The sequence below is a fragment of the Sphingobium anseongense genome (genome assembly GCF_037725245.1).
Taxonomy (GTDB): domain Bacteria; phylum Pseudomonadota; class Alphaproteobacteria; order Sphingomonadales; family Sphingomonadaceae; genus Sphingobium.
Map to the genome: position 1 here is coordinate 1 of NZ_JBBJUL010000002.1, position 25741 is coordinate 25741.

Annotated in this window: 25 protein-coding genes and 2 pseudogenes; 12 read left to right on the forward strand and 15 right to left on the reverse strand. The window is 59.8% G+C overall.

All coding sequences use genetic code 11. From position 1 onward, the window contains the following. Positions 1-70: 70 nt before the first annotated feature. Positions 71-517 (forward strand): zincin-like metallopeptidase domain-containing protein, encoded by a 447-nt coding sequence (locus WG908_RS02510; protein ID WP_340185377.1) that lies wholly within the window; start codon positions 71-73, stop codon positions 515-517. Positions 518-567: 50 nt separating this feature from the next. Further along, a complete protein-coding gene (locus WG908_RS02515) occupies positions 568-1413 on the forward strand; it encodes a putative phage abortive infection protein (RefSeq protein WP_340184997.1) in 846 nt (281 codons plus the stop codon). Here WG908_RS02515 and WG908_RS02520 read toward each other — a convergent pair. From WG908_RS02520 to WG908_RS02530, 3 genes are read right to left on the reverse strand one after another with little or no spacing between them, the layout of a single operon-like run. Further along, positions 1408-2292, reverse strand: coding sequence for a hypothetical protein (locus WG908_RS02520; RefSeq protein ID WP_340184998.1), 885 nt, complete (start codon positions 2290-2292; stop codon positions 1408-1410). The genes WG908_RS02515 and WG908_RS02520 overlap by 6 nt on opposite strands. Beyond that, positions 2289-2783, reverse strand: a complete 495-nt coding sequence (locus tag WG908_RS02525) for a GNAT family N-acetyltransferase (RefSeq protein WP_340184999.1) — start codon at positions 2781-2783, stop codon at positions 2289-2291. The genes WG908_RS02520 and WG908_RS02525 overlap by 4 nt, the downstream gene beginning before the upstream one ends. Further along, the gene (locus tag WG908_RS02530) at positions 2780-3139 is read right to left on the reverse strand and encodes a type II toxin-antitoxin system TacA family antitoxin (protein ID WP_340185000.1); all 360 of its coding nucleotides are present in this window, start codon (positions 3137-3139) and stop codon (positions 2780-2782) included. The genes WG908_RS02525 and WG908_RS02530 overlap by 4 nt, the downstream gene beginning before the upstream one ends. Positions 3140-3307: 168 nt before the next feature. Between WG908_RS02530 and WG908_RS02535 the strand changes: the two genes are divergently transcribed. From WG908_RS02535 to WG908_RS02550, 4 genes and pseudogenes are all read left to right on the forward strand, one after another. Beyond that, a complete protein-coding gene (locus tag WG908_RS02535; protein ID WP_340185001.1) occupies positions 3308-4048 on the forward strand; it encodes a hypothetical protein in 741 nt (246 codons plus the stop codon). Positions 4049-4208: 160 nt separating this feature from the next. Further along, positions 4209-5033 carry an IS5 family transposase gene (locus WG908_RS02540; protein WP_340185002.1) on the forward strand — a complete coding sequence of 275 codons (825 nt, stop codon included), beginning with the start codon at positions 4209-4211 and terminating at the stop codon, positions 5031-5033. A 14-nt stretch (positions 5034-5047) separates the two neighbouring features. Next, positions 5048-5299 (forward strand): annotated as a pseudogene (locus WG908_RS02545) (IS3 family transposase); the annotation flags it as partial. 35 nt (positions 5300-5334) lie between these two features. Next, positions 5335-5577: pseudogene (locus WG908_RS02550) on the forward strand (transposase); the annotation flags it as partial. Here the strand turns inward: WG908_RS02550 and WG908_RS02555 are convergent. Continuing rightward, positions 5562-5807: a hypothetical protein gene (locus WG908_RS02555; protein ID WP_340185003.1), complete on the reverse strand. Its 246-nt coding sequence runs from the start codon at positions 5805-5807 to the stop codon at positions 5562-5564. The pseudogene WG908_RS02550 and the gene WG908_RS02555 overlap by 16 nt on opposite strands. Positions 5808-5836: 29 nt before the next feature. On the opposite strand from WG908_RS02555, the gene WG908_RS02560 reads away from it, so the two are divergent. Beyond that, positions 5837-6100: a hypothetical protein gene (locus WG908_RS02560; RefSeq protein WP_340185004.1), complete on the forward strand. Its 264-nt coding sequence runs from the start codon at positions 5837-5839 to the stop codon at positions 6098-6100. 12 nt (positions 6101-6112) lie between these two features. Here WG908_RS02560 and WG908_RS02565 read toward each other — a convergent pair whose 3' ends face one another. Beyond that, on the reverse strand, positions 6113-7105 hold the full coding sequence (locus WG908_RS02565; protein WP_340185005.1) for an Lrp/AsnC family transcriptional regulator: 993 nt from the start codon (positions 7103-7105) through the stop codon (positions 6113-6115). A 261-nt stretch (positions 7106-7366) separates the two neighbouring features. Here WG908_RS02565 and WG908_RS02570 point away from each other — a divergent pair, with 261 nt between their 5' ends. Together WG908_RS02570 and WG908_RS02575 are read left to right on the forward strand one after the other, a co-directional pair. Further along, a complete protein-coding gene (locus WG908_RS02570) occupies positions 7367-8839 on the forward strand; it encodes a phosphotransferase family protein (RefSeq protein ID WP_340185006.1) in 1473 nt (490 codons plus the stop codon). Between the two features lie 58 nt (positions 8840-8897). Continuing rightward, on the forward strand, positions 8898-10013 hold the full coding sequence (locus WG908_RS02575) for an Rv3169 family protein (protein ID WP_340185007.1): 1116 nt from the start codon (positions 8898-8900) through the stop codon (positions 10011-10013). A gap of 104 nt (positions 10014-10117) precedes the next feature. Here WG908_RS02575 and WG908_RS02580 read toward each other — a convergent pair whose 3' ends face one another. The 3 genes from WG908_RS02580 to WG908_RS02590 all read right to left on the reverse strand — a co-directional run bounded on the left by WG908_RS02580 (position 10118) and on the right by WG908_RS02590 (position 13808). Beyond that, positions 10118-11275: a serine hydrolase domain-containing protein gene (locus WG908_RS02580; protein WP_340185008.1), complete on the reverse strand. Its 1158-nt coding sequence runs from the start codon at positions 11273-11275 to the stop codon at positions 10118-10120. Between the two features lie 383 nt (positions 11276-11658). Beyond that, on the reverse strand, positions 11659-12573 hold the full coding sequence (locus WG908_RS02585; RefSeq protein WP_340185378.1) for an NADPH-dependent F420 reductase: 915 nt from the start codon (positions 12571-12573) through the stop codon (positions 11659-11661). After that, complete coding sequence (locus tag WG908_RS02590) at positions 12486-13808, reverse strand: NtaA/DmoA family FMN-dependent monooxygenase (protein WP_340185009.1); 1323 nt, start codon at positions 13806-13808, stop codon at positions 12486-12488. Before WG908_RS02590 ends, WG908_RS02585 begins: the two co-directional genes overlap by 88 nt. Positions 13809-13930: 122 nt before the next feature. Here WG908_RS02590 and WG908_RS02595 point away from each other — a divergent pair, with 122 nt between their 5' ends. Beyond that, positions 13931-14533, forward strand: a complete 603-nt coding sequence (locus WG908_RS02595; protein WP_340185010.1) for a TetR/AcrR family transcriptional regulator — start codon at positions 13931-13933, stop codon at positions 14531-14533. A gap of 98 nt (positions 14534-14631) precedes the next feature. Here WG908_RS02595 and WG908_RS02600 read toward each other — a convergent pair whose 3' ends face one another. Next, positions 14632-15270: a TetR/AcrR family transcriptional regulator gene (locus tag WG908_RS02600; RefSeq protein ID WP_340185011.1), complete on the reverse strand. Its 639-nt coding sequence runs from the start codon at positions 15268-15270 to the stop codon at positions 14632-14634. A 114-nt stretch (positions 15271-15384) separates the two neighbouring features. Here WG908_RS02600 and WG908_RS02605 point away from each other — a divergent pair, with 114 nt between their 5' ends. Together WG908_RS02605 and WG908_RS02610 are read left to right on the forward strand one after the other, a co-directional pair. After that, positions 15385-16263 carry an SDR family oxidoreductase gene (locus WG908_RS02605; protein WP_340185012.1) on the forward strand — a complete coding sequence of 293 codons (879 nt, stop codon included), beginning with the start codon at positions 15385-15387 and terminating at the stop codon, positions 16261-16263. A 263-nt stretch (positions 16264-16526) separates the two neighbouring features. Then, on the forward strand, positions 16527-17171 hold the full coding sequence (locus WG908_RS02610) for a TetR/AcrR family transcriptional regulator (protein ID WP_340185013.1): 645 nt from the start codon (positions 16527-16529) through the stop codon (positions 17169-17171). Positions 17172-17755: 584 nt separating this feature from the next. Here the strand turns inward: WG908_RS02610 and WG908_RS02615 are convergent. The 6 genes from WG908_RS02615 to WG908_RS02640 all read right to left on the reverse strand — a co-directional run bounded on the left by WG908_RS02615 (position 17756) and on the right by WG908_RS02640 (position 25677). Continuing rightward, positions 17756-19951 (reverse strand): TonB-dependent receptor, encoded by a 2196-nt coding sequence (locus WG908_RS02615; RefSeq protein ID WP_340185014.1) that lies wholly within the window; start codon positions 19949-19951, stop codon positions 17756-17758. Positions 19952-20064: 113 nt separating this feature from the next. Further along, entirely contained in the window at positions 20065-20577 is a 513-nt protein-coding gene (locus WG908_RS02620; RefSeq protein ID WP_340185015.1) for a nuclear transport factor 2 family protein, read from the reverse strand. Between the two features lie 505 nt (positions 20578-21082). Then, positions 21083-22516, reverse strand: coding sequence for an MFS transporter (locus WG908_RS02625; RefSeq protein WP_340185016.1), 1434 nt, complete (start codon positions 22514-22516; stop codon positions 21083-21085). After that, positions 22513-22713, reverse strand: coding sequence for a hypothetical protein (locus WG908_RS02630; RefSeq protein ID WP_340185017.1), 201 nt, complete (start codon positions 22711-22713; stop codon positions 22513-22515). Before WG908_RS02630 ends, WG908_RS02625 begins: the two co-directional genes overlap by 4 nt. A gap of 55 nt (positions 22714-22768) precedes the next feature. Next, on the reverse strand, positions 22769-25183 hold the full coding sequence (locus tag WG908_RS02635) for a TonB-dependent receptor (RefSeq protein ID WP_340185018.1): 2415 nt from the start codon (positions 25181-25183) through the stop codon (positions 22769-22771). A 14-nt stretch (positions 25184-25197) separates the two neighbouring features. Further along, positions 25198-25677 (reverse strand): hypothetical protein, encoded by a 480-nt coding sequence (locus WG908_RS02640; RefSeq protein ID WP_340185019.1) that lies wholly within the window; start codon positions 25675-25677, stop codon positions 25198-25200. Between the last annotated feature and the right edge of the window lie 64 nt (positions 25678-25741).

A 25741-nucleotide genomic window follows, 5' to 3' on the forward strand; every position in this document is an offset into this window, starting at 1 on the left:
CCCGTGCCAGGAATAATTGCGCTATATTTCCGAGCGCAATTCCTTTCTGGACGCATCCCCTCCGCTGCGGATGGAGCCCTTTCATACATTACGCTTTCACTGGCCTACCACGCCATTGCCTACGGCTTGCTACATCCCCACTCGCGATACCGTCCAAATGGTGCCGTTTGCCCGCTTCAAGGAGGCGAAGGGCTACTACTCGGTTCTAGCGCATGAACTGACGCATTGGAGCGGCGCAAAGTCCCGCCTTGACCGCGATCTGACTGGCCGTTTCGGGTCCGAAAGCTACGCCACGGAAGAGCTTGTCGCCGAGTTGGGCGCGGCGTTCGTCGGCGGGCAACTGGGCATTGGCTGCGAACCGCGCGACGATCACCCACCCTATATCGCGACATGGCTCAAGGTGCTCAAAAGCGACAGCCGCGCAATCTTCACCGCCGCCGCAAAGGCACAGGCCGCTGCGGACTATTTGCGGGCCTTTGCGACAGCAGAGATCGAGGGGGCGGTTGACCACGCTTGATATGACCGGCGGCCTGGGGTCTAACGATGTTAATAGAGCGGGGATCAAGCATGAATATCAAGCCATCGGTTATAGTGTTTGGCCTGATCATGCTGCTTATGTTTTGGGGATACTGGGGCGACTACAGCTACGCGATCGCAAACTTTTTTATTGGCGAGGCCACCAAGGAGCAGGTCGAAAAGGCAGGAACATGGGGTGATTCATTCGGCGCGTTCAACGCACTGATATCGACCATTGGATTCATAACGGTCCTTGCCACCCTCCTCTTGCAAGCGCGATCGATTAAGGACCAGGCGAACGATCTGCACCGCCAACGTTTTGAAGCAACATTTTTCGAGTTGCTGCGGGTGATGCGCGGTTTGCGTGAGGAGGTGTTGTTTCAGCATTCGAAGGACTATGTCGCCTCGAGGAAAGAAAAGAAGGGTACATCTAGCTTAGTTCCGATCACCACCGGTATTAAAAGGAAAGGAATTGATGCGATCAGCCATGCGAACCAGGAATTTGTACACTGGCTGATTAAATTAGGCCGGGCCAATAATCCGACCATTGAAGATATGATCAACACCTATATGCGGCGTATTCACAGTACATACGAAGCGACCCTCGCTCCCTATTTCAGGATCATTTACACGATCCTTTACCGTATAAAAACCGACCCAATTATCCCTGAGGCTGACAAACGTTACTATGCCAATCTCCTGCGTTCGCAGATGACCACGTTTGAAATCACGCTCATGGGCATCAATGCCCTGGCACCTGTTGCGAAGGATTTTAGCGAGCTTGTCACTCATTTCCGGATGCTGAAATATCTGCCCGACAATCTATGCGAAGGCGATTGGAGAGATTTTACAAACCCGAAGCTTTCGCGGCCCGCGACTGACCACGTCCAGCTATGAGGATGCCGAAGATTCGCGAAGGATCGCCGCTACCCGCTGAGCATCATAATCGGTTTGATTGGCGCGTACGCGATCAAGCGCCGACATCATCCCCATCTGACCAAGCGACCAGATGACCAGTCCCCGGCCATCATCCATGATCCCCGCTGGAGCATCGCCGACGAGCTGAATGGCCTCATCATCTGATATAGTTCGACCGGCCATTGCGCACAAATAGGCGTAACTCGCCGGATGGCGCGCCCGAATGACCGACCACACGTCATCGGGAATGTTCGTTGATCGCAAGGCGGCTTTGCTGATGATCCAGCCCTCCTCAATCCGTACCGCGAATTCCGGCAGCACCTCATCAAGGATTGCCGCATCCGCTTTATAGGCCAGCGTTTTTGCGGCTCGCGGGTCTCCGGATTGCCGCCAATATGCAGCGATAGCGACAGGATCAAACAAACTCTCATCACTGCTGATCGCTTTGAGCCATCTCGCCGCCGCGCCCCTTGAACCTTTGTCCGCCCAGCGTTCCAGCACTTCATGTCGCGTAGGGAGCGGGAACCATTCGAAAATCGCAGAGAGAAGCGCATCGACGCGGGTTTGCAATATACGGTCATCTCTTGGGAGGGCCTGCACTTCCTCAACGAGAAGGGAAGCCCGCTGCGCATGTTCGCCGCTGGAAGTCCGCAGCAGTCGTAGAAGCCTCCCGCGCAGCGCCATGCGCAAAGGTGTTGCTTCCTTCATCGTGAGGCATATCGCCCTGCAAAGCTCATCAAAGGTGATGGAGGCGATGTATGCGTGGAAAAGACTGCGTTCGACTTCGTAAGGCGTGAAGGCGCGGGCGCATTCAGTGATCCGCTCCAGCTTCTCATCGAAGTTAGCCCGTGGCGTCACAGATTCTTCCGCAGATCGCTTAACGATATCATCAGCGTCATGTCATGCGACGGTGATTGCAGAAATCCCCGCGCGAGATAAAAATTCTTCGCGTCTTCACTAATGGCATGAACGATCATGCCACGTATGCCGACGAGATCGGCGGCAGCGATGACACGTTTGCCTGCATCTTGCACGAGATCGCGTCCCAAACCCATTTTTTGATAACTGCGGTCGATGGCAAGGCGGGCCAGGGTTACAACAGGGACGGGATCGGGCATGTTGCGACGAAAGCGCCCGCTGGCTTCAGCGCTGGCTATCGAACTGGACGCGAGCGCATAGTAACCGACGACTTGCTGCTCTTCCGTCGCAACCACGAAAGTACGACTTGCGCCGCTACTCTGGTTCGTTCGGGCACGGCGCTTGAGCCAGTCATCGAGTAAGGGTATCCCGGAATCAAAATCGTCTAGCAAATGAAGATCGGCTAACGGCGCTGGAGCAAAAACCGTCACTTTTTCTCCCAGAGCGGCGTCGCCCGCATCGTCTGGCGCAGCTTTTCGTTTGACTGTGGCGGAGCATCGAGCACAGCGAGGAAGCGCTCATAAGTTTCCGCGTCCACGGAAATCACAGTCTGATCGAGAATAGCGTCTTCGGCGGCTCGGCGCGACGCTTCTATCATAAAGTCCGTGCGGGAACGGCCTTGCATCTGCGCGGCCCGATCGATCAGGGCGCGAGTATCCTCACGCATCTTCAAATTAACAGCTTTGATATGATTATCTGCGGTTTGTGGTGTTGGCATTTTTGAATCCTTTGACCCATCATACCACGAAAGATACACAATGGGTATCTTTTTGTAGCCTATCAGCATTCGATATGGCCAGCCATTGGACACACAGGCTACGATCACATCGCGCCCGAACATTAGACGACCCGTATCACGGATGGCGGAAATCTGCCATTTTTACTCGGAATTAACCATAATCTCCGATAATATGGGCATGGATGAGGGCAACGAAGGCGACAGACCTCTATCGACTTGCAGCGAGACAATATCAACGACACCAAGCGGCAAGTCGATACGATTGCGTCAGCAATCGCGCCTTCTCTGGTTTTCGGTGCGGTGGCGCTACCGCCCGGTTTGCCCGACTATCGCAAGATCGAACTTGAATCTCGTGCCGAGCAGGCCAAGATTTCTGCGCAGGAAGCCGGGTTCGTCGCGGCTGACATGAGCAGAGCTTTCGATGGCAAAACGATACAGGAACGCGACAAGGACGAGGAGAACCGCCTTTATGTCGCATCCCTCGTTCAGGAAGTAGAGCAACGCCTTGAACGTGAGCGACAAGAATGGTCGCGGACGTCATCGACCGTAAGCAGCGTAACCATGACAGGGGCCGAATGGGCGAAATTGGCAGACCGCTTGCGTAATGACGATGATCTGCGCCGCCGCATTATGGATGTGTTTGAAAAACGAGGCATGACTAAACAGGAAGCCGAAGCCCGGTATGAACGTGTCGCGGACATCGCTGAGATCGCGGCTATCCCGCCGTCACAGCGGACGGATGAACAGAAGGCCACTATGAAACAGGCCGAAGCCGATCCGACATTGAAGCGAGACATGGAAGATGCGCGACAAGCCCAACTTGGCAGAGCGCCAGCCCGCTCAACTGGTTTGGCAGAAAACTTTGAAGCAGCAGCTTCAAGTCAGTCAGTAGCGACGGCACAAGCCGTAACGCCTCCTGCGTCTGCACCAACAGTTGTGCCCGGTATGGGATTTTGATCCGCTATCGCTGGAGTTTCACCGCATGTTGCGTGAAACTTCCTTTGGAATAGGCCGATAGCATATAATTTGCGCCCTCTGACGTAACAGCACTCAGAGGCTGTTTGGAAAATCGGATTGAAGGATTTCCTTGCGGCATGAAGTCTGATTCAGGGCGCGGATGTGGACTGAAGCGAGCCGTGGCCGGATATCGAAGATCGAGCGCAAGACGAAGCGTTACCCGAGCGATTTGACCGATGAAGAGTGGGGGCGGATCGCACCGCTGATGCCCCGACCTGGGCGGCGCGGCCGCCCCCGCGAGGTGGATCTCCGGGAGGTGATCAACGCGGTGCGTTACCTCGTGCGCTCGGGTTGCGGCTGGCGGATGCTGCCCATCCACTTCGGCGCCTGGCAGACGGCCTACGGCTGGTTCCGCGAACTGTCTCGCCGCTTCCTGTTCCAGACGATCCACGACATCGAGTTGATGCTGGACCGCGAGCAGCAGGGTCGAGAGCAGAGCCCGAGCGCGGCGGTCATCGACAGCCAGTCGGTCAAGGCGCCATCGGCCGACGAGCGCGGCTTCGACGCCGCAAAGAAGATCGTCGGACGCAAGCGACATATCGCGGTCGATACCGACGGCCGGTTGCTTATGGTGAACCTCACGTCCGCCGACATCTCCGACAGCGCCGGTGCGCAAACGATCCTCGACGGCATCCGCAAGCGCTGGCCATGGGTGAAGCATCTCTTCGCCGATGGCGCCTACGACCGCCTAAAACTCATGGAAAAGGCCAGCTATCTCGACTTCGTCGTCGAGGTAGTCCGCCGCTGCGATACCCAAAAAGGCTTCAAGGTCTTGCCGCGCCGCTGGGTCGTCGAACGGACCTTCGGTTGGATGATCCGCTGGCGCCGCCTCGTCCGCGACTATGAGAAGCGGATCGACGTCTCGCACGCCATGATCCTCGTCGCCATGGGCGGAAACCTCCTACGCCGGAACGCTCACCCCTGATTTTCCAAACGGACTCTAACGACTATCAGAAAAAGCTGCAGGCCTATGGCCTGCATCCATCGATGAGCGGCAAGGGTAATTGTTACGACAATGCCTCTGTCGAGACGTTCTTCAAATCCCTGAAGGCGGAACTCATCTGGCGGCAGAGCTGGCCAACGCGCCGTCAGGCGGAAGCTGCCATCTTCCAGTACATCAATGGCTTCTACAACACCCGTCGCCGCCATTCATATCTCGGCGGCATCAGCCCCCTCGCGTTCGAAGCAAGGTGGCTTAATGAGATAGGTGACCGGCACAAAACCGTTACAAGTCCACATCGGTGCAGGTGCTCATCGAGGCCGCAGGCGCAACCCTGCGCTTTCTCCCGCCCTACAGCCCCGACTTCAACCCGATCGAGAAAGCGTTCTCCCGCCTCAAGGCCATGCTCCGTAAAGCGGGCAAGCGAACGGTCAGCGGCCTGTGGAGCTTGATCGGCAAACTCGTAGATATCTTCCAGCCTCAGGAATGCGCCAACTACTTCAGATCATGTGGCTACGAACCAGAATGATCGAAAAACGCTCTAATATCTACACGGCGTATGCGTTGCTGTAACTGGCGGCGCTCGGCAAGCTGGGCCTCGACAAGTCGCTGGCGCTGTTCGCGGTCGCGCTGGAGCGCGGCCCACGCTTCACGCTCATTCTCCGCGCGGAGTTTTGCATAGCGCCCGGTAATGCGGTCAAGCACACCAGCCAGACCGTGACGCATACGTTCGCCGCGCTGCTGCTGGTCCATCTTCAAGGCGTTGCCTGCGCGTCGATGACGGCGAGATGCCGCGCCAGATCGATCGCAAGGCCAAAAGCCTTCAGGAATATGGCGACGCGGCGGGCGTGGATGAAGGGACGTCGGGCATTTCCACCCGCTTGCCCTTCAAGGCGCCGTCGGCGAGCTTGAGCCACGACACGACCGAAACCGGCGCCGATCCGGTCCGCCTCATGCATGTGCCGGAAGGCATGGTGCGACAGGAGCCGTTCCCGACCGGGACAGAGGCGCCCTGCCTGAAGGTCATCAAGGGTGAGCGCGCGTCGCGCTAATTTCAGCCGGGATCAGGTATATTTGTTGCCCCACCTCGTGTCGTTTTTGTACGCGCCGGCCAGGGCCGAGATCGTGACGTCGATGATCCCGTCGACCCGGGCCAGTTCCTCATTCTTGATCCGCTTTATCGCATCCATGTCCTCGCCGAACATGATGCTCTTTATCGGAGCAGGTCCGGTCGTCACGAAGATTTGGGGAAGCCAGGGCTTTCCCCGCAGACAGCTCAACACATCGGCCAGGCAGTTTGCTCTTGGTTCTATTTCGACGAACGCGAACGCCCGGATGCCCAGCGCCTGCGGATCGAGAACGGTGATGAACCGAATAAGCCCCCGACTTTCCAGACTGCGCACGCGGTAGCGGATGGTGCTTGCGTTGATCTGATATTTGCGCGCGATCATGTTGATCGATTGCCGGGCATTGCCCAGCAACTCCGTGATGATCTGACAATCCAGCTCGTCGACCTGTCCGGCGAATATCCGGCCGATCTCGCTCATCGTCTCTGCAAAATCAGCCTTGGGTTCAGGCAGGGAATCGAAGCGGACATAGCGGGGCTGAAAGGAAGGAATGTCGAGAACGACGGACACCGTGAAGCGATAGACGCCCGCTACCATGCCGATGCGGTTTGCCATCAGGTCGTGGAGCGCCCTGACCGTGCCGAAGCGGATCATCAGCAACAGGTCCCACTGGCCGGCCACCAGCTGGCTGATCAGCATGACTTCGGCGATAGGCCGGATATCCGCGGCGACGGCTTCAAGCGGACGGCCTCGCACTTCCAGCGACACGAAGCACACCTGCTCTCCGGCCGCCGTGAGATCGAGCACAGCCAGCACATGCGACACCCGCCGCCGATCGAGCGCGCGCATGCGGCCAGTCACCTGCGCCAGCGGCGCGCCCAATGTTTCGGCGACCGCGCGAGCGCTGACCAACGGGTCGGCGGCGAGCGCGTCCAGAATGGCTCGGTCCACTTCCGTCAGCACCAGATTTTTCAAGCCCTTGCCGGTCATTTTCTCTCCTTGGCCGCCACCTGGATAACGCGCCGGCTGCACCCTGCATAGCAAATGCGCGAATTATGCAAAAACAAGCAATATATGATACGCTCTATTGCGGTTTTTTGCACCTTATATAGACTATTTCATTATTTGAGCAATGTGTCGCTTGACGAAACTGCTCAAGACGAATATCTGGACGGCGAAGGCGGACTAACCCGTCAACATTGAGGATGGCGGCACGGCAAAGGCCGGGCGGCATTACCTGAAAGCAGGGTCATGAATCTGGAAAGGCGCCGCCTCCTTGAGGCGATGGCAGAATCGATCAACCGGATATCGAGACGCTATGACGTCCCGGCGTCGGACATGGACCATATGGCGGCGATGACCGTCGCGAGCGAATTGTCCCGTCGCGACGAGGAAGATCGGGCGCAGCATATCTATGGCCAGGGCTATCTGTTGGCGGGTCGGCTGGCCGCGCTGGTTGGCCAGGACGAAGCCTCCAAGCCCCTGATCGCGCATTTGGACGGATTGCCGACCACCCTGGAAAAGAACGGGGACCAGGCATCGGCCCGCGACCTGCTCGATACGCTCAAGACCCTGCTGGCATCGCTGGTTGCAAGGTCGGGTTATCCCGCCGATCCGACCGGCGCATTGCAACCTGTCATGACATCGCTGTTCCAATGGGAATGCGACCTTCTGAAACTTCCCGAACCGCACAGCACGCCGCCGCAGACGCGGGATGTAAAGGAAATGCTGGAAAGCTCGGCCCGCAAGCGGGTGCCCGACCTTGCCGGCGCGCGGGTCGTCGATTTCAACAGCCTGATCGGCGGCTTTGCGAATGAAACGACGCTGTTCAAGCTGGAAGATGGCCAGGGCAGGATCTGGGACCTGGTTTCGCGCGCCGGGACGGGCTTGCAGCTAGGTATCGAAGGGCGCGACCTGGGCGGCGAATATCATCTTCTGCGCTACCTCCATGCCCATGATATCCTCGTTGCCGAACCGATCTGGCACGAAGGCGATGTCGAACGATATGGCACGCAGTTCCTGGTGACCCGCAAGTTGGAGGGGAAGAATTTCGGAACGGTCGTTCATGCCGAGCGCCTGAGATCTTCGCAACTTCGCGCCCTGGCGGTCCAGCTCGCGAAAATCCATTCCATGCCGCTCGACGCGACTGATCCCGACCTTGGCAAAAGTCACCTCGACACGGCCCTGATCGGGGCTTCGACCACCGACGCGGTCGGCGACTATCTTGAGCGCTGGATCAGGCTGTGGCGATCGACCGGCCTTGAAAATTCGCCCTCGATCGAGGCGACCATGCAATGGCTGCGCGCCAACCTGCCCCAGAATGCCGAAGCGCCGGTTCTCGTCCATGGCGATTATGCGCTTCACAACATCATGATCCAGGATGACAGGATTACCGGCATTCTCGATTGGGAAATGTCGCATCTGGGCGACCGGGCCGAAGATCTGGCCGGGCTGCTCGCGTCCTTCCCCGATGCGGACGACGCCGCAACCTTCATGCAATATTATATAGAGGCAGGCGGCAAGCCGGTGACGGCGTTCCAGCGGGAATATTGCAACGTGTTCCGCTACTTCGGGATGTACGTCGTCATGCTGGAATCCGAATTTCGCTTCTATACCCTTTCCGGCGTTCATCCCGAATTGCTGGTGTTGGGCTCCTTCGTCCAGACGCCCGCTTCGCGCATGGCCCAGGCCATCGAAAAGGCCGAGCAGGCCAGGGCGCTGTGATAAGGGCCACCGCCCGAGCAGGCGGAACCCATGGTTTTACCCTTAGAAAGTCAATGTAATGGCGCTTACAGCATGGGATGATTATTTCATCCACCAGACCGGAGATACGCTGGACACGGTCGCGGACAAGAATGAAAATTTCATGGACCGCACCTGGTTCGGATGTCACGGCCAGGATGGCAGGACATATATTGCCGCGGGCCTGGGCACCTATCCCAACGTCAGCGGCCATGGCGTGATCGATGGTTCCTTTTGCGTCATCCGCGACGGGGTGCAGCATAATTTCCGCGCTTCCCGGCATATCACGCATGATGGAGGCGGGACCGACCGCAACAACAGCGTCGTGGGACCGCTGACGATTGAAACGATCGAGCCGATGAAGCGGCACCGCTTCTCTCTGGGTCCAAATCCGCATGGCATTACGGGGTCGATCGACGTGACTGCCCGCGCGGCGCCCTTCCTGTACAACAAGCTGGACGTGCCCAGCCATCCGATGACCCATTTTACCCAGATGGCCCATTTTGACGGCGCCATCACGATCGACGGCGAGAAGATCGCGCTGGATCGTTATGTCGGCGTGCGTGACCGTACCTGGGGCGTTCGCGGCAAGGGATTGATGCGCCATGTCGAAGCCTATTTCTGGATCATGGGGCATTTCGACGATTTCAGCCTGAACTTCACGTTTTTCCACGTGCCGGTGGAAGGCAATAATTACATTCTGGAAGACGGCGGAATCATGCACGATGATGGCCGTGTCACTCGCCTGGTCAAAGCCCGGCATCGCTTCCATTTCGACGAGGACACGACCGCTCCGGGCAGCACCCGCCTGTGGAGCCGGGCGGAGTGGGAGTTCACCGACGAGCACGGCAAGATCTGGAAGCTGGAGGCCAAGGGCATTCACCAGCCCTTCTACAATGCCGGCCAGGGCTATGACGATCGCCACGGCCTGGACCGTGGGCCGCTGCTGGTCGAAGGCGAAAGCTGGGACTTCAACAGGAATTCGACGCTGGCCGACCTTCGCAACAGCCGGACCGGCGATGACGACCGCTGGCACTTCGATATCCAGGATCGCCTTGCCGAATTGACGCTGAACGGAATCAGGGGCGTCGGACTGGTCAACAATGTCTGCGGCCCGCGCGAAGGCTGGGCCTATAGCCCGACGCTGCAGGATTGACGCCGGCAAGAGGACGGCATTGCAAAAGATGCCGTCCTCTTGCCGACGCGGGCGGGGCAGGATCGCGCCCGGCGCGCAGCCGCGAAATCGCGACCGCATGACTGTCAGCAAGCCGCCTCGGCTGCATATAGCGCATCAAGCAAGGCGGCGACCCGTGGATCGATCCATCGTTCATCGGGATTCCGCATGGTATTGGTCACATAAGCGACGCCGATCCTTCGCGCCGGATCGGCAAACGCAACGCTGCCGCCAAAGCCCGGATGGCCGAAAGAGGCCGGATTCGGCCCTATGCCGCCATCATTGAGGCGGAAACCGGCGGCATAGCGGCCGGGGACGCCCATGGCCTGATCGATGCCGGCAACGCGCTCGCGGATCGCCTGATCGAGCACCGTCCTGCCGAGCAGCCTTGGTTCGTCCTGCCCGCCGTCGCTGACCAGATTTGCATAGAGCTTCGCCAGGGCGCTGGCGCTCGCGGTCCCGGCCGCGGCCGAATGCCCCGCCGCGCGCCAGTAACGCTGGTTGGGAAAGTCCCAGGCGATCATCGGATTGGCGAGCGCGGCCGCCATGGCTTGAGGATTGGGCGCTTCCAACTCGCCGCCGGCGGCCTCATCCGGTCCGAACATCGCAGCGTAGCGATCATCTTCCTCGATCGGCAGTCCCAGGAAAATATCGACATCGATTTTCGAGGCGATTTCTTCGACGTAAAAGCGAGCGATGGTCTGGCCGTCGATCCGGCGGACAAGTTCATCGGCCAGGGTGCCGATGGTCAGCGCATGATAGCCCCACAGTCCCGGACCAAAGAATGGTTCCTGCGCGGCGAGCATGGCGGCAACGCGATCATGGGCGATAAAATCTTCCAGCGTCACCGGCTCGCGCGCGCCCACCAGGCCAGCCTGGTGCGACATCATTTCGCCGACCGTGATCGCCGCCTTGCCGTTCGCCGCGAATTCCGGCCAATAGGCGCAGACGGGAGTTTCATAATCCAGCCGGCCCCGGTCGACCAGCATTGCGATGCAGATGGCTGCCACGCCCTTGGTCGTTGAATTGACGCCGAACAGGGTACGATCCGTTATCCTGACGGACCGATCGTCGAAGTGGGTCCCCCCCCACAGATCCACCACCGCAGCGCCGTTTCGATAGACGGCGAACCCCGCCCCGACATCCCGCCCCGATGCCAGATTATCCTTGAACGCTTCGCGGACGCCCTCATAGCCGGGCGCCACGGTTCCCTGAACATCGACGTCCCTGGTTTCCAAACTCATCACTATTTTACCTCTCGCGGTGTTATCGGGGAAAGGCATGCGGACGCGAGCACTGTACGCATCGCAACGGCCGCCGGGCCGGGCCTTCGCATCATCCACTCCTTTGTCACCAGCCTGCCTGCTGTCGTTCTTGCGCCCGCCGGGCTTGCCCGCCCGGTCGGGCGGCAACCCCCACAGGAGCGCAAGCGACTTTGCCCGCTGCTGTTGATGCCGCTGGTGAATGATCGCGTCCAATACGGATTCTGCGTCGATTAATCCGAAAATCGTCATATTCGAACGCCGATCCGATGTGAGTGTCGGGCGTGCCCGCGATCCCCAACGCATGATCAATGTCGCGATCATAGCCGAAGAAGGCTCTTCCGCCCGACCCGCCGCGAGGACGCCTACATGAAGATGAGGCGGTTCAGAGTGACGAGAAGGTCGGTATCGGGATTGCTCTTCCCATCGCCAAAGCGATCCTGCGCGACTGCGGCCACCAGTTCGCGACGGATGGGAAGGCGCGCTTTCTCGGCCGTGGGCAAGGCTGCCGCCAGTTCCTCTTTGTCGAGATCGGTGCAATAGACCGGCGATCCGGGCTGCTGACGCCAGGAGTCGGCGATCGATCCCGCGTCGACCGGGTCGAAGCCGGTTTCGTCGACCAGGCGCATCGCCACCTCTCGATCGACCGCCCGATCGGCGGCGACCGGAATGGCGATGCGGTCGGGACTGCCCGGCGCCTTGCCATATTCACGAAAGGACCGTGCGCCTATCGCGTTCCACGCTTTGGCGACCGGCCGGCCCAACTGCTCGACCACCCACAGGCTTTCCACCTGGCCCGCTTCGATGGAATCGATTTTGCCGTCCCGCGCCGGGTAATAGTTGGCGGTGTCGATCACCACCGTGTCCTCGGGGACGTTCGCGAGAAGATGCCGGACCGTCGACAGGCGTTCGAACGGGATCGACAGGATGATGACATCCACGCCTTTCACCGCGTCCTCGGCCGTGGCCGCGCGAGCGCCGGATGCCAGCATCTCCTTGTCGATCGTATCGGGGCCGCGCGAGTTCGCGACTTTAATCTCATGACCGGCTTTTGCCAGTTCGCGGACGAGCGTCTTTCCGATATTGCCGGTGCCCAGAATTGCTATCTTCATGATCTTATCCTCTTCGCTTGAAAATTGACGTCGTGGTTCGCGCCGGGCCCGTGGAGCCGGGACTTGCCGCCCTTGATTCTTCAGCCTGCAAGGCGCTGATCCATACCATATTGTGCGGGCGCGCCGAGATGCTCGCGCAGGGTGACCCCCGCATATTCCCGGTGAAATAGCCCGCGATCCTGAAGGATCGGCACCACGCCATCGACAAAGGCGTCGATCCCGTCGTCATATACATCGGGAGATATCCAGAAGCCATCGGCCGCGCCGGCTTCGAACCACTCCTGCATGTGATCGGCGGCCTCGACGGCCGGCCCCGCGATCACGGGATGATAGTCAATCACGCCATGGGCCAGCACGTCGCTCAGCGACCAGCCCTGGCGCGCGATCGCCAGCGCGTGCGCCGAGCGCGGATCACCCGGCGAGGGTCGCGCCGCCGCCAGTTGCGCCGGAGACAGAGGCTGATCGAGTTGCGCCGGGTCGAGACGCAGGCCGAGCATCTGGCCGAGATAGGCGACACGTTGCGGGAACAGACGCCCGTTCAGCGCGATCCTGCGATCCAGACCTGACCGGCGGTCGGCCGTGATCGTGGTCATCAGGCCGGGGAAGAATTTTATCTCGTCGGGATCGCGGCCAGCGCGCCTGGCGGCGTCGCGGAGCGCCATGCGCTGTGCGCGGGCGTCGTCGATTGTGTAGGTCGCGCCGATAACGCCACTGGCGTAGCGCCCGGCCACCTCCAGCCCGTTGCCGCCGCCGCCCGCCTGGAAAATCACCGGCTGGCCCTGCGGCGATGGCGGAAGCGGCAGGGGGCCGCGCGAGCCGACATGGCGGCCCCGCAAATGGATGGGCTGGATCTTCGCCGAATCCGCAAAGCGCCCGGACGCCTGATCATGGATCCACGCATCCTGTCCCCAACTGCCCCACAAGGCCTGCACGATCTGGACGAATTCGTGCAGCCGCTCATATCTGTCCGGGCGGGGCGGGACGTCGCGGCCATAATTGGCCGCCCCGGCCGGATCGCTGGTCGGCACCGCGTTCCATCCGGCGCGACCATGGCTCATGATATCGAGCGCCTTGAACTGGCGGGCCAGATTATACGGCTCGTTGAACGTGGTGGAACCGGTGGCGACCATGCCGATCCGTTCCGTTTCGCGCGCGACCGCGGCGAGCACCATCATCGGATCGATGGTGATCATCGGCGCCTCGGCTTCGACATCGCCCATCAAAGCGGGGAAGTCCGGCACGAACAGGAACTGGAACTTGCCCCGTTCGGCAGCCTGGGCATGACGCACCATCGCATCCACGCTGCTATAGGCTGTCGGCGAAACGCCGGGCATCCGCCATGCGCCCGGTTGCGAACCGTAGCCGTTGCCGAAATGCATGCCGATCATCATCTGTCTGGTCATCTTGTCTTCGTTTCGCTGGCCGATGGTGCGCCCTTGTCGGACGGCACGATTACATCCTATATGGAGACTATCTCCACTTAAGACGCCAAATACGGAGAGCATCTCCGTTATTCAAGGGTCAAATGAACGCCATGCCTCACACGCCGACCGTCCGCGAGCCGCGCAGAGACGCCCAGCGTAATCGGGCATATATTCTCGATGCGGCGCGACAGGCTTTCCTGAACGAGGGCGTCGAGGTGTCGATGGATGCGATAGCCAAAAAGGCAGGGGTGGGTGCGGGCACCCTGTACCGGCATTTCCCGAACAAGGATGCGCTGCTGGCCGCGCTACTCGATCTCCATCACGCAACCCTGGACGAACAGCGCACGATGATCGAGGCGGAGGAACGCAATAGCGGACAGGCCCTGGAGCGGTGGATCGACGCGCTGGGCGACTGGATGCTGGCCTATCACGGGCTTCCCGAGCCGCTGCGGGCTGCATGCAAGGTCGAATCGGCTTTGACCCCGACCTGCCTTGACGTCATCGCGACCACGGAAACCTTCCTGCAAGCCGCGCAGAATGACGGCTTTGCGCGTTCAACCTTGCAGGGACGCGACATCTATCTTGGTGCTTTGGCGATAGCCTGGGCAAGTGGCATTACGACCGCCGACCAGCGGATACGGACCGTACTGCGCGACATGCTCAAGGACGGATGGTCGGCGCACGGCGCAAATTCGGGCTACTGATCTTGGCACAGGTCGCGATGCTTCGCTGGGCGGACCGGGGGAGCATCGTCGATTGGGTGACCGTGGCGCCCCAGCCGTCATCGGGCGTCGGATCGCTTTCAAGGGTGAAGGGACGCCTTGCGGCCGACCTCAAGCAACAGCCCGGCGGCTTCGCGATTCGCCGCGGCTATCGCGGGGTTGGACGTTGCTTGAGCCATCACGATCGATCCCTGGACAAGCGACAGGATCTGGACGACCGTCTTTTCAGGGTCGATCAGTCCCAACGGCCCGACAAGCGACGCGACAAGATTGTGTAAACTGTCGAAATAGGACGATATTATCGACTGTATCTCGGGCGAGTTCGCGTCCGGCCCGAATTCGGCCATGCCTTTGACGAACGGGCAGCCACGGAAGGACGGGGTTCCGAAGGAGCCACCCAGCACGTCGAAAACCGCAAGGACACGCTCGGGCGGCGATAACGATGGTGCGTCGGTCGCGGCCGACAGCATCTCAAGCCACATGTCATTCTTCTGCCGCAGATAGGTCGCGATCAGATTGGCCTTCGAGGGGAAATGTTTGTAGAATGTCATCTTGGCGACGCCGCTTTCGGCGATGATCCGGTCGATGCCGACCGTGTGGATACTCAAGCGGCCGAACAGGGCCGACGCCGTCTTCAAAATGCGCTCTTTCGGGGCGAGCGCGCTAAGCGGTTGATCGTCCAAATCGTCAAATGTCATCGCCACGTCGCTCATACCCATCTCCGATCCAGCCCAAATCGCTCGGCAGACAGACTGGCCTGTCTATTTCTCACTTGCAACTATAGACAGGTCTGTCTACCACAATCCAGAGCCTGAAAACGGAAAGGACCTGGAATGAACGGAAAAGTAGTTGTCGTAACCGGCGCTAGCAGCGGATTTGGCAAGCTGACGGTGTTGGAGCTGGCGCGACGGGGGCACAGCGTGATTGCAACCATGCGCGATGTCGACGGGAGGAATGGTCCCGTCCGAGACGAGCTGATCGAAGCGGCAAAGGCAGAAGGCAAGGCGCTCCAGATACTCGAAATGGATGTTACCGACGAAGCGTCGGTGAACGCCGCGATCGACCAGGTGATCAAGCAGCACGGAAAGATCGACGCGTTGATCAACAACGCGGGAACCATGTTCGTTGGCGTCACCGAAGCCTACACGATCGCCGATGTCGAACGGCAGTTCGCGGTCAATTTCTTCGGCGCCGTCCGCGCCGATCGCGCCGTGCTGCCGCACATGCGCGCTGCTGGCAGCGGCTTGCTCGTCCATGTCACATCGCTGATGGGCCGGCTCATCTTTCCCTTCTTCGGTGTCTATTCCGCGAGCAAGTTCGCGCTCGAGGCGCTGGCCGAATCCTATCGTTACGAACTGTCGAGCTTCGGCGTCGATTCGGTGATCGTCGAGCCGGGACCATTTCCCAGCAATCTGCTCCCGTCCAGCCCGGAGCCGTCCGACGAGGCTGTGCTGGCATCCTATGGACCGGTCGCGGCAATCCCCGGCCAGATCAAAGACCCCGCAAATCAGGGCTACGATCCGACCAACCCGCCCCGCCCCCAGTTGGTGGCCGATGCGATCGCGGGTCTGGTGGAAGCCACCGAACGGCGTCCGCTGCGGACCGTCGTCATGCCCGAAGGCATGGATCTTGGCGTGGAACGGCTCAATCAGGCTGTTGGCGCGATCCAAAACGACATGCTTGGCGCGCTTGGCATGGGCGGAATGATCTGAAATCCGGGCCGGCAGGTGGATTGCACCACCACCTGCCGGCGCCTTCCCACATATTCACTGCCGTTCGAACCGATCCATTCGCCATCATCCTCGCTTGCCAATGCTTCAGACCCAGCCTGATCGGCACATAAATCAGCCAGTTCGCCTCACATCGGCATGTGGTGCAGGAAGAAAGTATGTTCGCTTTTTTCTGGACTCGCCTCGATAGACATGGAATTTGGCAGGGGTGAGGGCGGTCGCCGAAGGCGACACGAGGGAGTTGGATGACCAAGACGGCAATAGCGATATCGCGGCGCGAAGAACGCACCAAGCGGCGGCGAACTCAGATCATCGACGCCGCCCGAGTTTGCGTTCGTGATGACGGCTTCCACGCCGCAAGCATCAGTCGCATCGCGGCCACGGCGGCAATGAGCGCGGGCCACATCTACAAATATTTCGAGAATAAAGAAGCGATCATGACGGCGCTTATAGAGCACCACATGGATGAGTTCTCGGTGCTCATAGCTGAAATCGACCAGTCGGAGAAACGAACCGTTCAATCCCTGGTGCAGTCGTTTGTCGCCAAGCTTCCTTCAATTCTCAAGGACGATCGCACCGCCCTCTGGCTGGAGATTCAAGCCGAGGCCGGGCGCAATCCCAGAGTCAGAGAAATGTCCATTTTGTCAGCGAACCGGTTTCGAGAGACCATTCGCAAGGTCATAGAACCTGTACTCGAAGGAAATACCGAAGAAGAAATCGACACTCGCGTCGAAATGCTGCTTATATGCATGCACGGCCTTGGTTTGCAGGCAAGCGCACAGTCAGGCAGCGGCTTTCTCGCGCTTGCGACGGCTGTCGAACTCACCTTCCAGACCATGCTGACGACAGGCTTGCAGTCTGTTGCCCCGCGCAAGGTCAAGGCGGCGTAGAGCGAGAGCGCCCAGGGAGCGCAACTGATCGACCAGATGCGCCGCGATTGGTACTGCACGCCGCTGGAACAGCCTGTTTGATGCGAACATCAGTCGGCGCCCAGGGCCGATACGCAGTTCAAGATGTCAGGATAACCAGGCGAGCCGGAATCATTTGGCGAAAAAAACTGACATCCCGCTGGTGATCAGGGTTGGACAGGGCATCCATCCGGGCCGCTTGTCGATATCGTCCCCAGACAAATCTCAACCGAAACCGGCGGTTGCGCGCTCGAAACGCTGAAGGGGCCGGCGCAAAATCCTTACAAGTCGATGATTTGCCGTGACGTCTTCTTCCACGTCGGACCTATGTCCGTGCCATTCCGGCGGGCGATCCGCTCGTCTGCCGGGATCGAGGCATCGGTTTGTCCCCTTCCCCTGTGGATATCAAAAGAGAGATATCCACAGGGTTTGAGGGGCCGATTACATGGCCAAGATGCGGCCCTTAGAGCGCGCTGCGTTTGATCCAACGCAATTCGCGCGCTCTAAGCTTTTCTTTTCACATCGCTTTTGTCGGAAAACCGGTTCCCACTTTTCCGCACGATGCTTTAGAACGCATATTCCATGCGCAGGCCGTATGTGCGCGGCAATCCTGCATTATAGGATGTGCCGAACGGCACCAGCGTTTGCCGGCGCGTCACATATTTGTTGTCGAACAGATTGTTCACGAAGAAGCCGACGCGCAGGTTCATGCCGGGAGGGCTGACATAACCCGATGCGTTGGCGAGGAACAGTCCGCCGTCCCGGTCGTACCTCAGGTTACCGCCGGCGCCGGGCTGGTAATTGATACCCGAACGGTACGTGGCGAGACTTGAAAGCGACGCGGTCCATGATCCAACAGCGAAGTCGTAGTTGGCGCTGAACGATCCTGCCCATGTGGGAGCCTGCGGCGGTGGCGTACCGGTCAGGTTGGTCACCAGGGGGTCACAGTTGACCAGTCCCGCACCCGGAACAAAGCATGCAAGCCCGATGACGCCATCAAACGGCTTGTACCGCGGATGTTGCCAGGCGCCGGTAAGCCCGAAGTTCAGACCATCCATCGGAATGATCTGTGCCTCGACCTCGATGCCATAGTTTTCCAGGTTCGCGCTTGAGGTGACGCTGCCGCCCTGGGTGACGTCGCGGATCGTCTGCGCTTGCAGACCCTTGTTCTTGAAATAGAACGCCGCTGCGTTCAGGCGAAGCCGGTTGTCCAGCATCGATTGCTTGATGCCGATCTCATGGCTGGCGATCTTTTCAGGACGCACGACTGCAGGCGGCGAGAGTTGCGAATCCGGGAAGCCGCCCGCCTTGAAGCCGCGCGTGAAGCTGTAGTAAACATTGGTCGGCCCATTGTCCCACGCCAGCACGAAGCGCGGCGTGAACGCCCGCTGGGTCGCCCGCAGATCCACACCCCAGGGGAAGCCATATGCCGACCCCCTCATGCCGCGCTCGTCATAGGTGTAGCGACCGCCCAAGGTCACCTTCACCTGGTCGGTAAGGTTATAATAGCCTTCCAGGAAGGCCGCATAGGAACTTGTGTCGCCGCTGTTCAAGAAACCATCCGTGGTGGAATCGTCCTGGGTGGGGCTGGTTATGAAAGCTGCCCTGAAATGACGCTTGTCGCGCAGATAGCTCAGACCGAACAGATATTCGAACCGGCCGCCAAGCTGCGAGGCGACCACGAAGTCCTGCGAGAAGGTCTTGCCGCCGACATCCGCACCGACATATTCGAACAGCGGCAGCGGAGTCATATCGGTATCGCCGCCATTGTGCAGAGTCTTCTGACGGCGGTATGTCGTCGTGCTCGTCAGCAGGAAGCTGTCGAGATCGAACGTCATCTTGAGGGTGGCGCCGTAAAATTTCGTGTGCGCAGGCGGCGCATAGGATTCATTTTGTTGTTCATAGAATCCGAGCGTGGGGCTGACCACGCCGGGTGCGATAACGCAGCCCAGGCACGTTTCGTCGTTGCGCCCCAAGGTGCCCGTGCGCGTCACGGTATTGCGCAGGTCATAATATTCACCGCCAAGCACGATGTCGGCAGCGCCGGGAGTCCAGCGCAGTTTCGCCCTTGCGCTGTAATTCTTTTCCCAACCATTTTTGCTGTTGGTGGTCAGGTTGCGAATGAAGCCGCCATTATGCTTGTATCCGCCCGAAACGCGCAGCGCGAGATCCTCGCCAAGCGGCAGGTTGATCATGGCGTTCAGCTGCTGACGATCGAGGTTGCCGACCTCGCCGCGCACACGGCCTTCCAACTTGTCCGTAGGATCGGCGCTGTTGATGATGATCACGCCGGCCGACGCATTGCGGCCATAGAGCGTGCCCTGCGGACCGCGCAGAACCTGGATGCTGCCGATATCGAAATTATCGAGGAATTCGTTCGCGGTGATGGTGTTCGTCAGATAGGCGCCATCTTCATAGATCGCGACCGGGCTTTCCAGGCCTGCCGCCGTAAACGCCACGCCAAGCCCGCGAATATTGGGCGAGAAGAAGCCGGCGCTGACGGTGAAATTCGCGCCTGGCGTCACTGACGCGATATCGGAGATCTTGGACAGGCCAAGCTTCTGTACGGTGTCGGCCGTTACCGCAGTCACCGCGATCGGCGTATCCTGCAACCGTTCCGACCGGCGCTGGGCGGTGACGACGATGTCGGCGGTTTCCGCATTGGCATCCGCCGCGGGCGCCGGATCGGACTGGGCCTGTGCATAGCTCGCGGAAGCGAGCAGCCCGCCGAGCGCAATTGCGATCGGTCCTAATTTCCTCATAATATTCCTCCCTTTACCTTGTTAACCAATGCATCCATGTCTTTAATCTTCCTATTATTATAGCGGCCTGCGACCACAGAAGATTATAGACCCCCTTTAAAAAATTGCCTTATTCAGCGTGCGCGAACAAGTGTTCTGGATAATTTCATCGACTTTATGAGCCACCTGTCTCCCTTTTTCTCATAGGTTTCATGATAATGACCCATGCCGTTCATATATCTCATCGGCTGACCTTCCGAGAAGTAAACCTCGTCTTCGAAAGGCCATATCGCCTTCGCCGTCGTTTCGGTCAGGATTTCGATGGTCGGGTTGAAGAGCTTATGCACGAGAAGATTGTGCTCCGCCATATTACGAGCGACTTCGACAATGTTCTTCGCCCCTATTACGGGCCAAGCCACGCCATTTTCGACAGACTGTAGAAGCTCCAAGCTAAATTCGCTGCCTGTGCGCATCCACTCGCCGGTCTTGGGGTGGCGCGCCGTCATGGCGTTGGTTTCATCGAACACGGCATCATCGGTGAAGAGCTCACCAAAGCCGTCCCAGTCCTTCGTGTCTACGCAATAGGCATAGCGGGCCTTGCATAGCCTGACCCCTTCGATGGCCAGCAAACGATCTACGGCGTCCATCCAGCACTCTCCCAGGCAAGCTGCTATTCATTCCCGTTCGTGATGACGGATTAGGGTTGGGTCAACTGATACTAGTATTTTAACAATCGCGCGCACGCACGGTCACGCGCGTGTCGATTACTTGGAATATTCTTGCAGCTAAGCTCACTCCCCCGGTCCACTGACTATGCAGGCCGCTTCACCACGGCTTCTTTGCGCTCGACCATCCACGCGAAGGCGTGGCTTGTCAAGAGAACGGGCGTCCTTTTTTCTGCGGTGCAGCTTGCCTGCCACACTCGCCCGTTCCCGCCGCTAAAATATATCCCGCACCGTCAGTCCGCGATCGGCGCGCCATCGACGGCGACCGCAGCACGAGGTGAGCGAGGACGATATCCCCGCGCCGCGTTTTCAGGTCATAGCCGATGTCCTGCCGCTGGCCCAGGCGGCCGCACCTGTGCCGCGCCAATGAATTTTCATATCCCGTCGAGATCGGGATCGAAGGCGGATGACGATGCCCCTGGGCACGTCAAGGTTCCGTCCGTCCGGCTGGAAGCGCGCCGCCCTCGTTCGACTTCGCGCTTTTGAGGAAGAGCGCGGCTATGACGATGCCGATGAAGCAATAGGCGGCGCCGACATAGAAGCTCGGCGCAAAGCGGGCGAAAGGGTCAGCCGCGGTCGACAGGCCCGGCGCGGCCACCAGTAGCGACATGCCCACCGCGGAAACCATCTGGCTGGCGGTGTACATTATGGCGGTGGCGACACCTTGCTGTTCAGCCGGAATGACTTTCAGCCCCTCGTTGAGCGACATGTTGACGCCGGTCAGCGTAGCAAATGGCGCCAGGAAGACGAACAGCAGCAGGACCCCCGCCGCCATGGATAGCGGAACCTGCGAGAGGATCAGGTACAGCGTGGCCAGAAACAGGAAGACCGCGGCAAGGGAGCGTTTGGGGAAGGGGAGGACGAAACGGTTGGAAACCGGCGCCAAGGGAATGAGCAGCAACGAAGCGACCGACATGGGTAGCAGCGCATAGGAAGCCTGTAGCGCCGAGAAACCAATCGCTTTCTGAAACGAGATGTTGGACAGCACGATTATCCCCTTGCCCACGATCACGATCATGGAAAGCAGACCTATCGCCGCAAAGAAGTTTTTCGTACGGAACAACGCCGGTGAGATAAGGGGCGCGGAAGACCTTTTCTCAGCCACGATGAACAACACGACCAGTGCGAGCGCGACCGCCAGGGCCGAGGGCGCGGCAGCACGCAGTTCTTCCGATTTGGCCGTGAACGACGACAGGGCATATATCAGCGACGCCATCGCCGACGCCAGAACGACGGCATTCAGATAAGGGATGCGGGTCGTCCGGGCATCGTTCGAGCGCGCGCCGACCGCGCCGATCCTGGTGAGCAGCACGAGCAGCAGGACGCAGACCGGGACGTTGAGCAGGAACGACGTGCGCCAGCCGAACTGGCCGATGCTCCACCCTGCCACGATTGTCAGCAAAGGCGCGCCGACAGCCTGGCTGGCCATATTGATGGTATAGGCCCTGAAGCGCTTCGGTCCCGAGGGAAAGGCCAGCGTCAGCGTCGAAAAAGCCGAAGGATAGATCAGCCCTCCACCGATCCCCTGAAGGCAACGCCCCACGAGCAACAGGGGCAGGCCGGGCGACATGCTGGTAACCGCGCTGCCCGCAAGAAACATGACCAGGCCAGCTCTCAGCATCGCCTTCTGGCCGAAAATGTCGGTCAGCCGCCCGCCGACGATCAGGACGCCGGCATAAGCGATGATGTAAACCGTCAGCACCCATTGTGACAGGGCCGGGCCAAGACCCATGCCCCGTTCCATCGACGGCATTGCGACGCTGGCGAGGGAAAAGTCGCTCCCCACCATCGTCTGGGCCGCCACCGCGATAAACAGCAGCAGCATCGGATTATGCGCGCGCGATGCAGTGTCTGGGGTCATTGCTTTTCGATCCGCTTCAGCTTGACGGGTGACAAATGCCGCGGACGGGCCGCGCCGCAGCCGAAGAACGGCCAAGCGCGGCCCGCCGGTTCATCGGCAATCGCACCGTCACTGCGGCGCTGCAACGCGGTGGATCCGTCGGCGCTTCGGATCATGAAGTGGTCGATGCCATAGGGGATCGTCTCTGGCGTGGCCAATGGCGGATCCCCATATTTGAAACGGGATGCATGTCATGTGCCGCCACGCCCAGGACTATCGTCCGAAGGCAACGGTGACGCGGAGCATGATTTCCCGGCCCCGATTGAGCACCGCATAATCATCCGCCGGGACGCCGCCAGCGACCGTGCCGGAAGCGCCGCCCGTGAAGGTCAGTTGCTGCCCGCCGGCCCAGTAGAAATCGTTGGTCAGGTTGCGACCGATAAGCGCCACTTCCCAGCGATCCTCGGCTTGGGCGATCCGCGCCGTGGCGTCTATGAGCGCGCGCTTGGGCGACCTCAACCCTGGGGTCAGCGCCGCGTCGGTCGGCGAACCGCCGGCGAAGGTGACGTCGGCGGAAAGGCCAAGCTTGAGCGTCGAGCCAAGCGGGGTATCATAGCTTGCGCCCGCATTCCCCGCCCATTTGGGCGCGTTGATGAGTTGCCGCCCGGACAGATCCTGATTGTTGCCAGTCTCGCCCGGCAGGATCGGACGGGCATTACCGCCGCCCAGCGCCCGGAAGTTGCAGCCCTGCGCCTGCGACTGGCCTCGCCAGCAGGGAGCGAAATATTCGAGATATTTTGCATCATTATAGCTGATCGCGCCCCTGAGCGTCAGTCCCTCGATCGGGGTGCGGTAGTTCATGTCGAACTCGATGCCCTTGGTCCGCACGCCGCCGGCGTTACGAATGGTGCCGACGGAGTTTTCGAACGCGGTAATCTGGAGACCCGTCACCTTGTAGCTGAACAGCGACAGGTTGGTGCGCAGCGCACCATCGAGCATCAAAGCCTTCACACCGCCTTCGAAGCCCTTGATTTTCTGCGCATCATAATTGAGCGGCAGGCCGGGCGTCCCGCCGCTGCCGTTGAAACCGCCCGACAGAAAGCCCTTCTTGAAGGACCCGAACAGGGTCAGCTGCTCCGTGGGTCGATAGGTGGCGGTGAGTTCAGGCGAGAAATCGTTGAACGAAGCCTTGTTCACCGGGGTTGTGAAAGGAATCATCGGATTGGTGCGCGAACCGGACAAATCCGCCAGGAATACGGGGAGCTTTTTCTTCTCGTGCGAATAGCGTCCGCCCGCTGAGAGTTCCAGTTGCGGGGTCACGTCGAATCGGGCCTGGGCAAATGCGGAATAGGCGATGCCGTCCTGGACGACATAATATTGCGATATTTCGGCCGGATTGCTTTGGTTGATAAACGCATGCTGGCCGACCGAGGATTTGGTGTCGGAATAGATTGCGCCGACGGTGAAATTCAGTGGCCCGTCAAAGCTGCTGTTGGCGCGAAGCTCCTGCGAAATCTCTCGATTGTTGAAGAAATAGTAGGACGCAAGCGCCGGCAGACCGAAGCTGTAGCCAAATGCCAGGATCGGAACGACAGGATAGCGCGCGAAATGTTCAACGGTCGAGAACTTGCTCTTGTAGAAACTGGTGACCGAAGTCAGGTCGATCGTATCGCTGGGCTGATAGTTCAGTTCCAGCCCGGCGAGAATTTGCCGTTGATCACCATAGGTATGGCCGTCGCCGAATTTCGGCTCATAAGGCGTGAAAGCCGTGCTGACATTGTCGGTGCGGTCGTTGCGATTGTCCGCTTTACAGGCGGAAACCACTCCGGGAATCTGGGGCGTACCAAGCGGGCAGTTGATGAGCTGAGAATTTTCGGCAGGCCCGGCGCCCTTGGCCTGTCCATAGGCAATTTTGAGACGAGCCGTGAATGCGTCGGTCGGATCGAACTTCAACGTGCCGCGCAATGCGATTTCACGACTGCGCGGGCCGTAGCGGTGGAAGGGCGGGTCTATGTTGCCCGCAGGGACATCATTCTTCACCCAGCCGCGCAAGTCCGAACCATAGACGGCAAGCCGCGCACCGAGCGTATCGGTCAACGGACCTGCAACAAAGCCTTCGCCGCGCCATTCATGGGCATTGAATTCGTAACCGACCGACGCCTTGGCCTGGAAATTCGGCGTGGGATCGGCGCTGCGGACCGAAATGATGCCGCCCGGGCTGTTTTTGCCGAAGAACAGCGCCTGCGGCCCCTTGAGAACCTCGATCTGCTGGAGATCCATGAACGCCAGGCGGCGAACGGTCGACTTCGCGACCTGAACACCGTCGATGTTGAACGACACCGCCTGATCGCCGAGCGGGTTGGTGTCGGGGCCGGACACGCCGCGCAGCGCGATGGTGCCGCCCTGCGAAGCGCCGCCAGATCCCAAGATCGTCAGGCCGGGCACAAGCTGGGCAACCGCGTCGACGCTGTTGATCCCGCGCCGCGTGAGTTCCGCTCCGCTGACCGCCGTCAGCACGACGGGAACCGCTATCGATGTCTCGTCGCGCCTGCGCGCGGTGACGATGATATCTTCGGACGATGCGGAACTGGACGCATTGGCTGCCTCCTGCGCCACCGCAACGCCCGGCACCACGGCGGCAAGCGCGGATGAGACAAAAAGAGCCGATTTGATAGCTGATTTCATCATGGCAATCCTCCCTTTTATATCACCCTGTGCTGCCCTTCGCTGTCCCCTGGCGTCAATTGAGTAATGCATGTGATGATATGAACAACGCTCATCCAATCCATTGGATTGGCGTTGATGATCGAGCAAAACCAGAACCGGCAGAGCAGGCTTGGGGGTGCGCGAACGAATGCGGCCAAGCATAGACCTGTGGCGAGGCTGACGATGACTTGCCGATTTCGGCAATCTTCTCGCACCCAAGGGGATGCGCTTGAAGCGTTCGAGCCGGTCGAGTTTTGCCCGACGCGCCGGCGCGCCTGACAGAACATCCTGACGAAAAGGCGGATTTGTTCTTTCCGTTGGCCTTGCGCCGGGTTCGTCCATGCGGCCGGAGCGCAGCGGAAGATCAGCACAAAGCGCCTGTGGACCGGTGGCGCGATCATTGAGCCGGGCTTGGCGCCGATCAGGCAAGCCAGCGCCCCCATCGCGACGGCGATCTTGGGAAATATCCTGGCCATGATCCGCCAATCGCGTGCCAGACAATTCCACCATCACAAATAGTTGCAACATATTGCCAGGTTG

Bases quoted from the DNA above. Each gene is read 5' to 3' on its own strand.
- WG908_RS02510 (WP_340185377.1), top strand. From the start codon at position 71: ATGGAGCCCTTTCATACATTACGCTTTCACTGGCCTACCACGCCATTG.
- WG908_RS02515 (WP_340184997.1), top strand. From the start codon at position 568: ATGAATATCAAGCCATCGGTTATAGTGTTTGGCCTGATCATGCTGCTT.
- WG908_RS02530 (WP_340185000.1), bottom strand. From the start codon at position 3,139: ATGCTGATAGGCTACAAAAAGATACCCATTGTGTATCTTTCGTGGTAT.
- WG908_RS02540 (WP_340185002.1), top strand. From the start codon at position 4,209: ATGTGGACTGAAGCGAGCCGTGGCCGGATATCGAAGATCGAGCGCAAG.
- WG908_RS02560 (WP_340185004.1), top strand. From the start codon at position 5,837: ATGCCGCGCCAGATCGATCGCAAGGCCAAAAGCCTTCAGGAATATGGC.
- WG908_RS02565 (WP_340185005.1), bottom strand. From the start codon at position 7,105: ATGACCGGCAAGGGCTTGAAAAATCTGGTGCTGACGGAAGTGGACCGA.
- WG908_RS02570 (WP_340185006.1), top strand. From the start codon at position 7,367: ATGAATCTGGAAAGGCGCCGCCTCCTTGAGGCGATGGCAGAATCGATC.
- WG908_RS02575 (WP_340185007.1), top strand. From the start codon at position 8,898: ATGGCGCTTACAGCATGGGATGATTATTTCATCCACCAGACCGGAGAT.
- WG908_RS02580 (WP_340185008.1), bottom strand. From the start codon at position 11,275: ATGAGTTTGGAAACCAGGGACGTCGATGTTCAGGGAACCGTGGCGCCC.
- WG908_RS02590 (WP_340185009.1), bottom strand. From the start codon at position 13,808: ATGACCAGACAGATGATGATCGGCATGCATTTCGGCAACGGCTACGGT.
- WG908_RS02595 (WP_340185010.1), top strand. From the start codon at position 13,931: ATGAACGCCATGCCTCACACGCCGACCGTCCGCGAGCCGCGCAGAGAC.
- WG908_RS02600 (WP_340185011.1), bottom strand. From the start codon at position 15,270: ATGGGTATGAGCGACGTGGCGATGACATTTGACGATTTGGACGATCAA.
- WG908_RS02605 (WP_340185012.1), top strand. From the start codon at position 15,385: ATGAACGGAAAAGTAGTTGTCGTAACCGGCGCTAGCAGCGGATTTGGC.
- WG908_RS02610 (WP_340185013.1), top strand. From the start codon at position 16,527: ATGACCAAGACGGCAATAGCGATATCGCGGCGCGAAGAACGCACCAAG.
- WG908_RS02615 (WP_340185014.1), bottom strand. From the start codon at position 19,951: ATGAGGAAATTAGGACCGATCGCAATTGCGCTCGGCGGGCTGCTCGCT.
- WG908_RS02620 (WP_340185015.1), bottom strand. From the start codon at position 20,577: ATGGACGCCGTAGATCGTTTGCTGGCCATCGAAGGGGTCAGGCTATGC.
- WG908_RS02625 (WP_340185016.1), bottom strand. From the start codon at position 22,516: ATGACCCCAGACACTGCATCGCGCGCGCATAATCCGATGCTGCTGCTG.
- WG908_RS02635 (WP_340185018.1), bottom strand. From the start codon at position 25,183: ATGATGAAATCAGCTATCAAATCGGCTCTTTTTGTCTCATCCGCGCTT.
- WG908_RS02640 (WP_340185019.1), bottom strand. From the start codon at position 25,677: ATGGCCAGGATATTTCCCAAGATCGCCGTCGCGATGGGGGCGCTGGCT.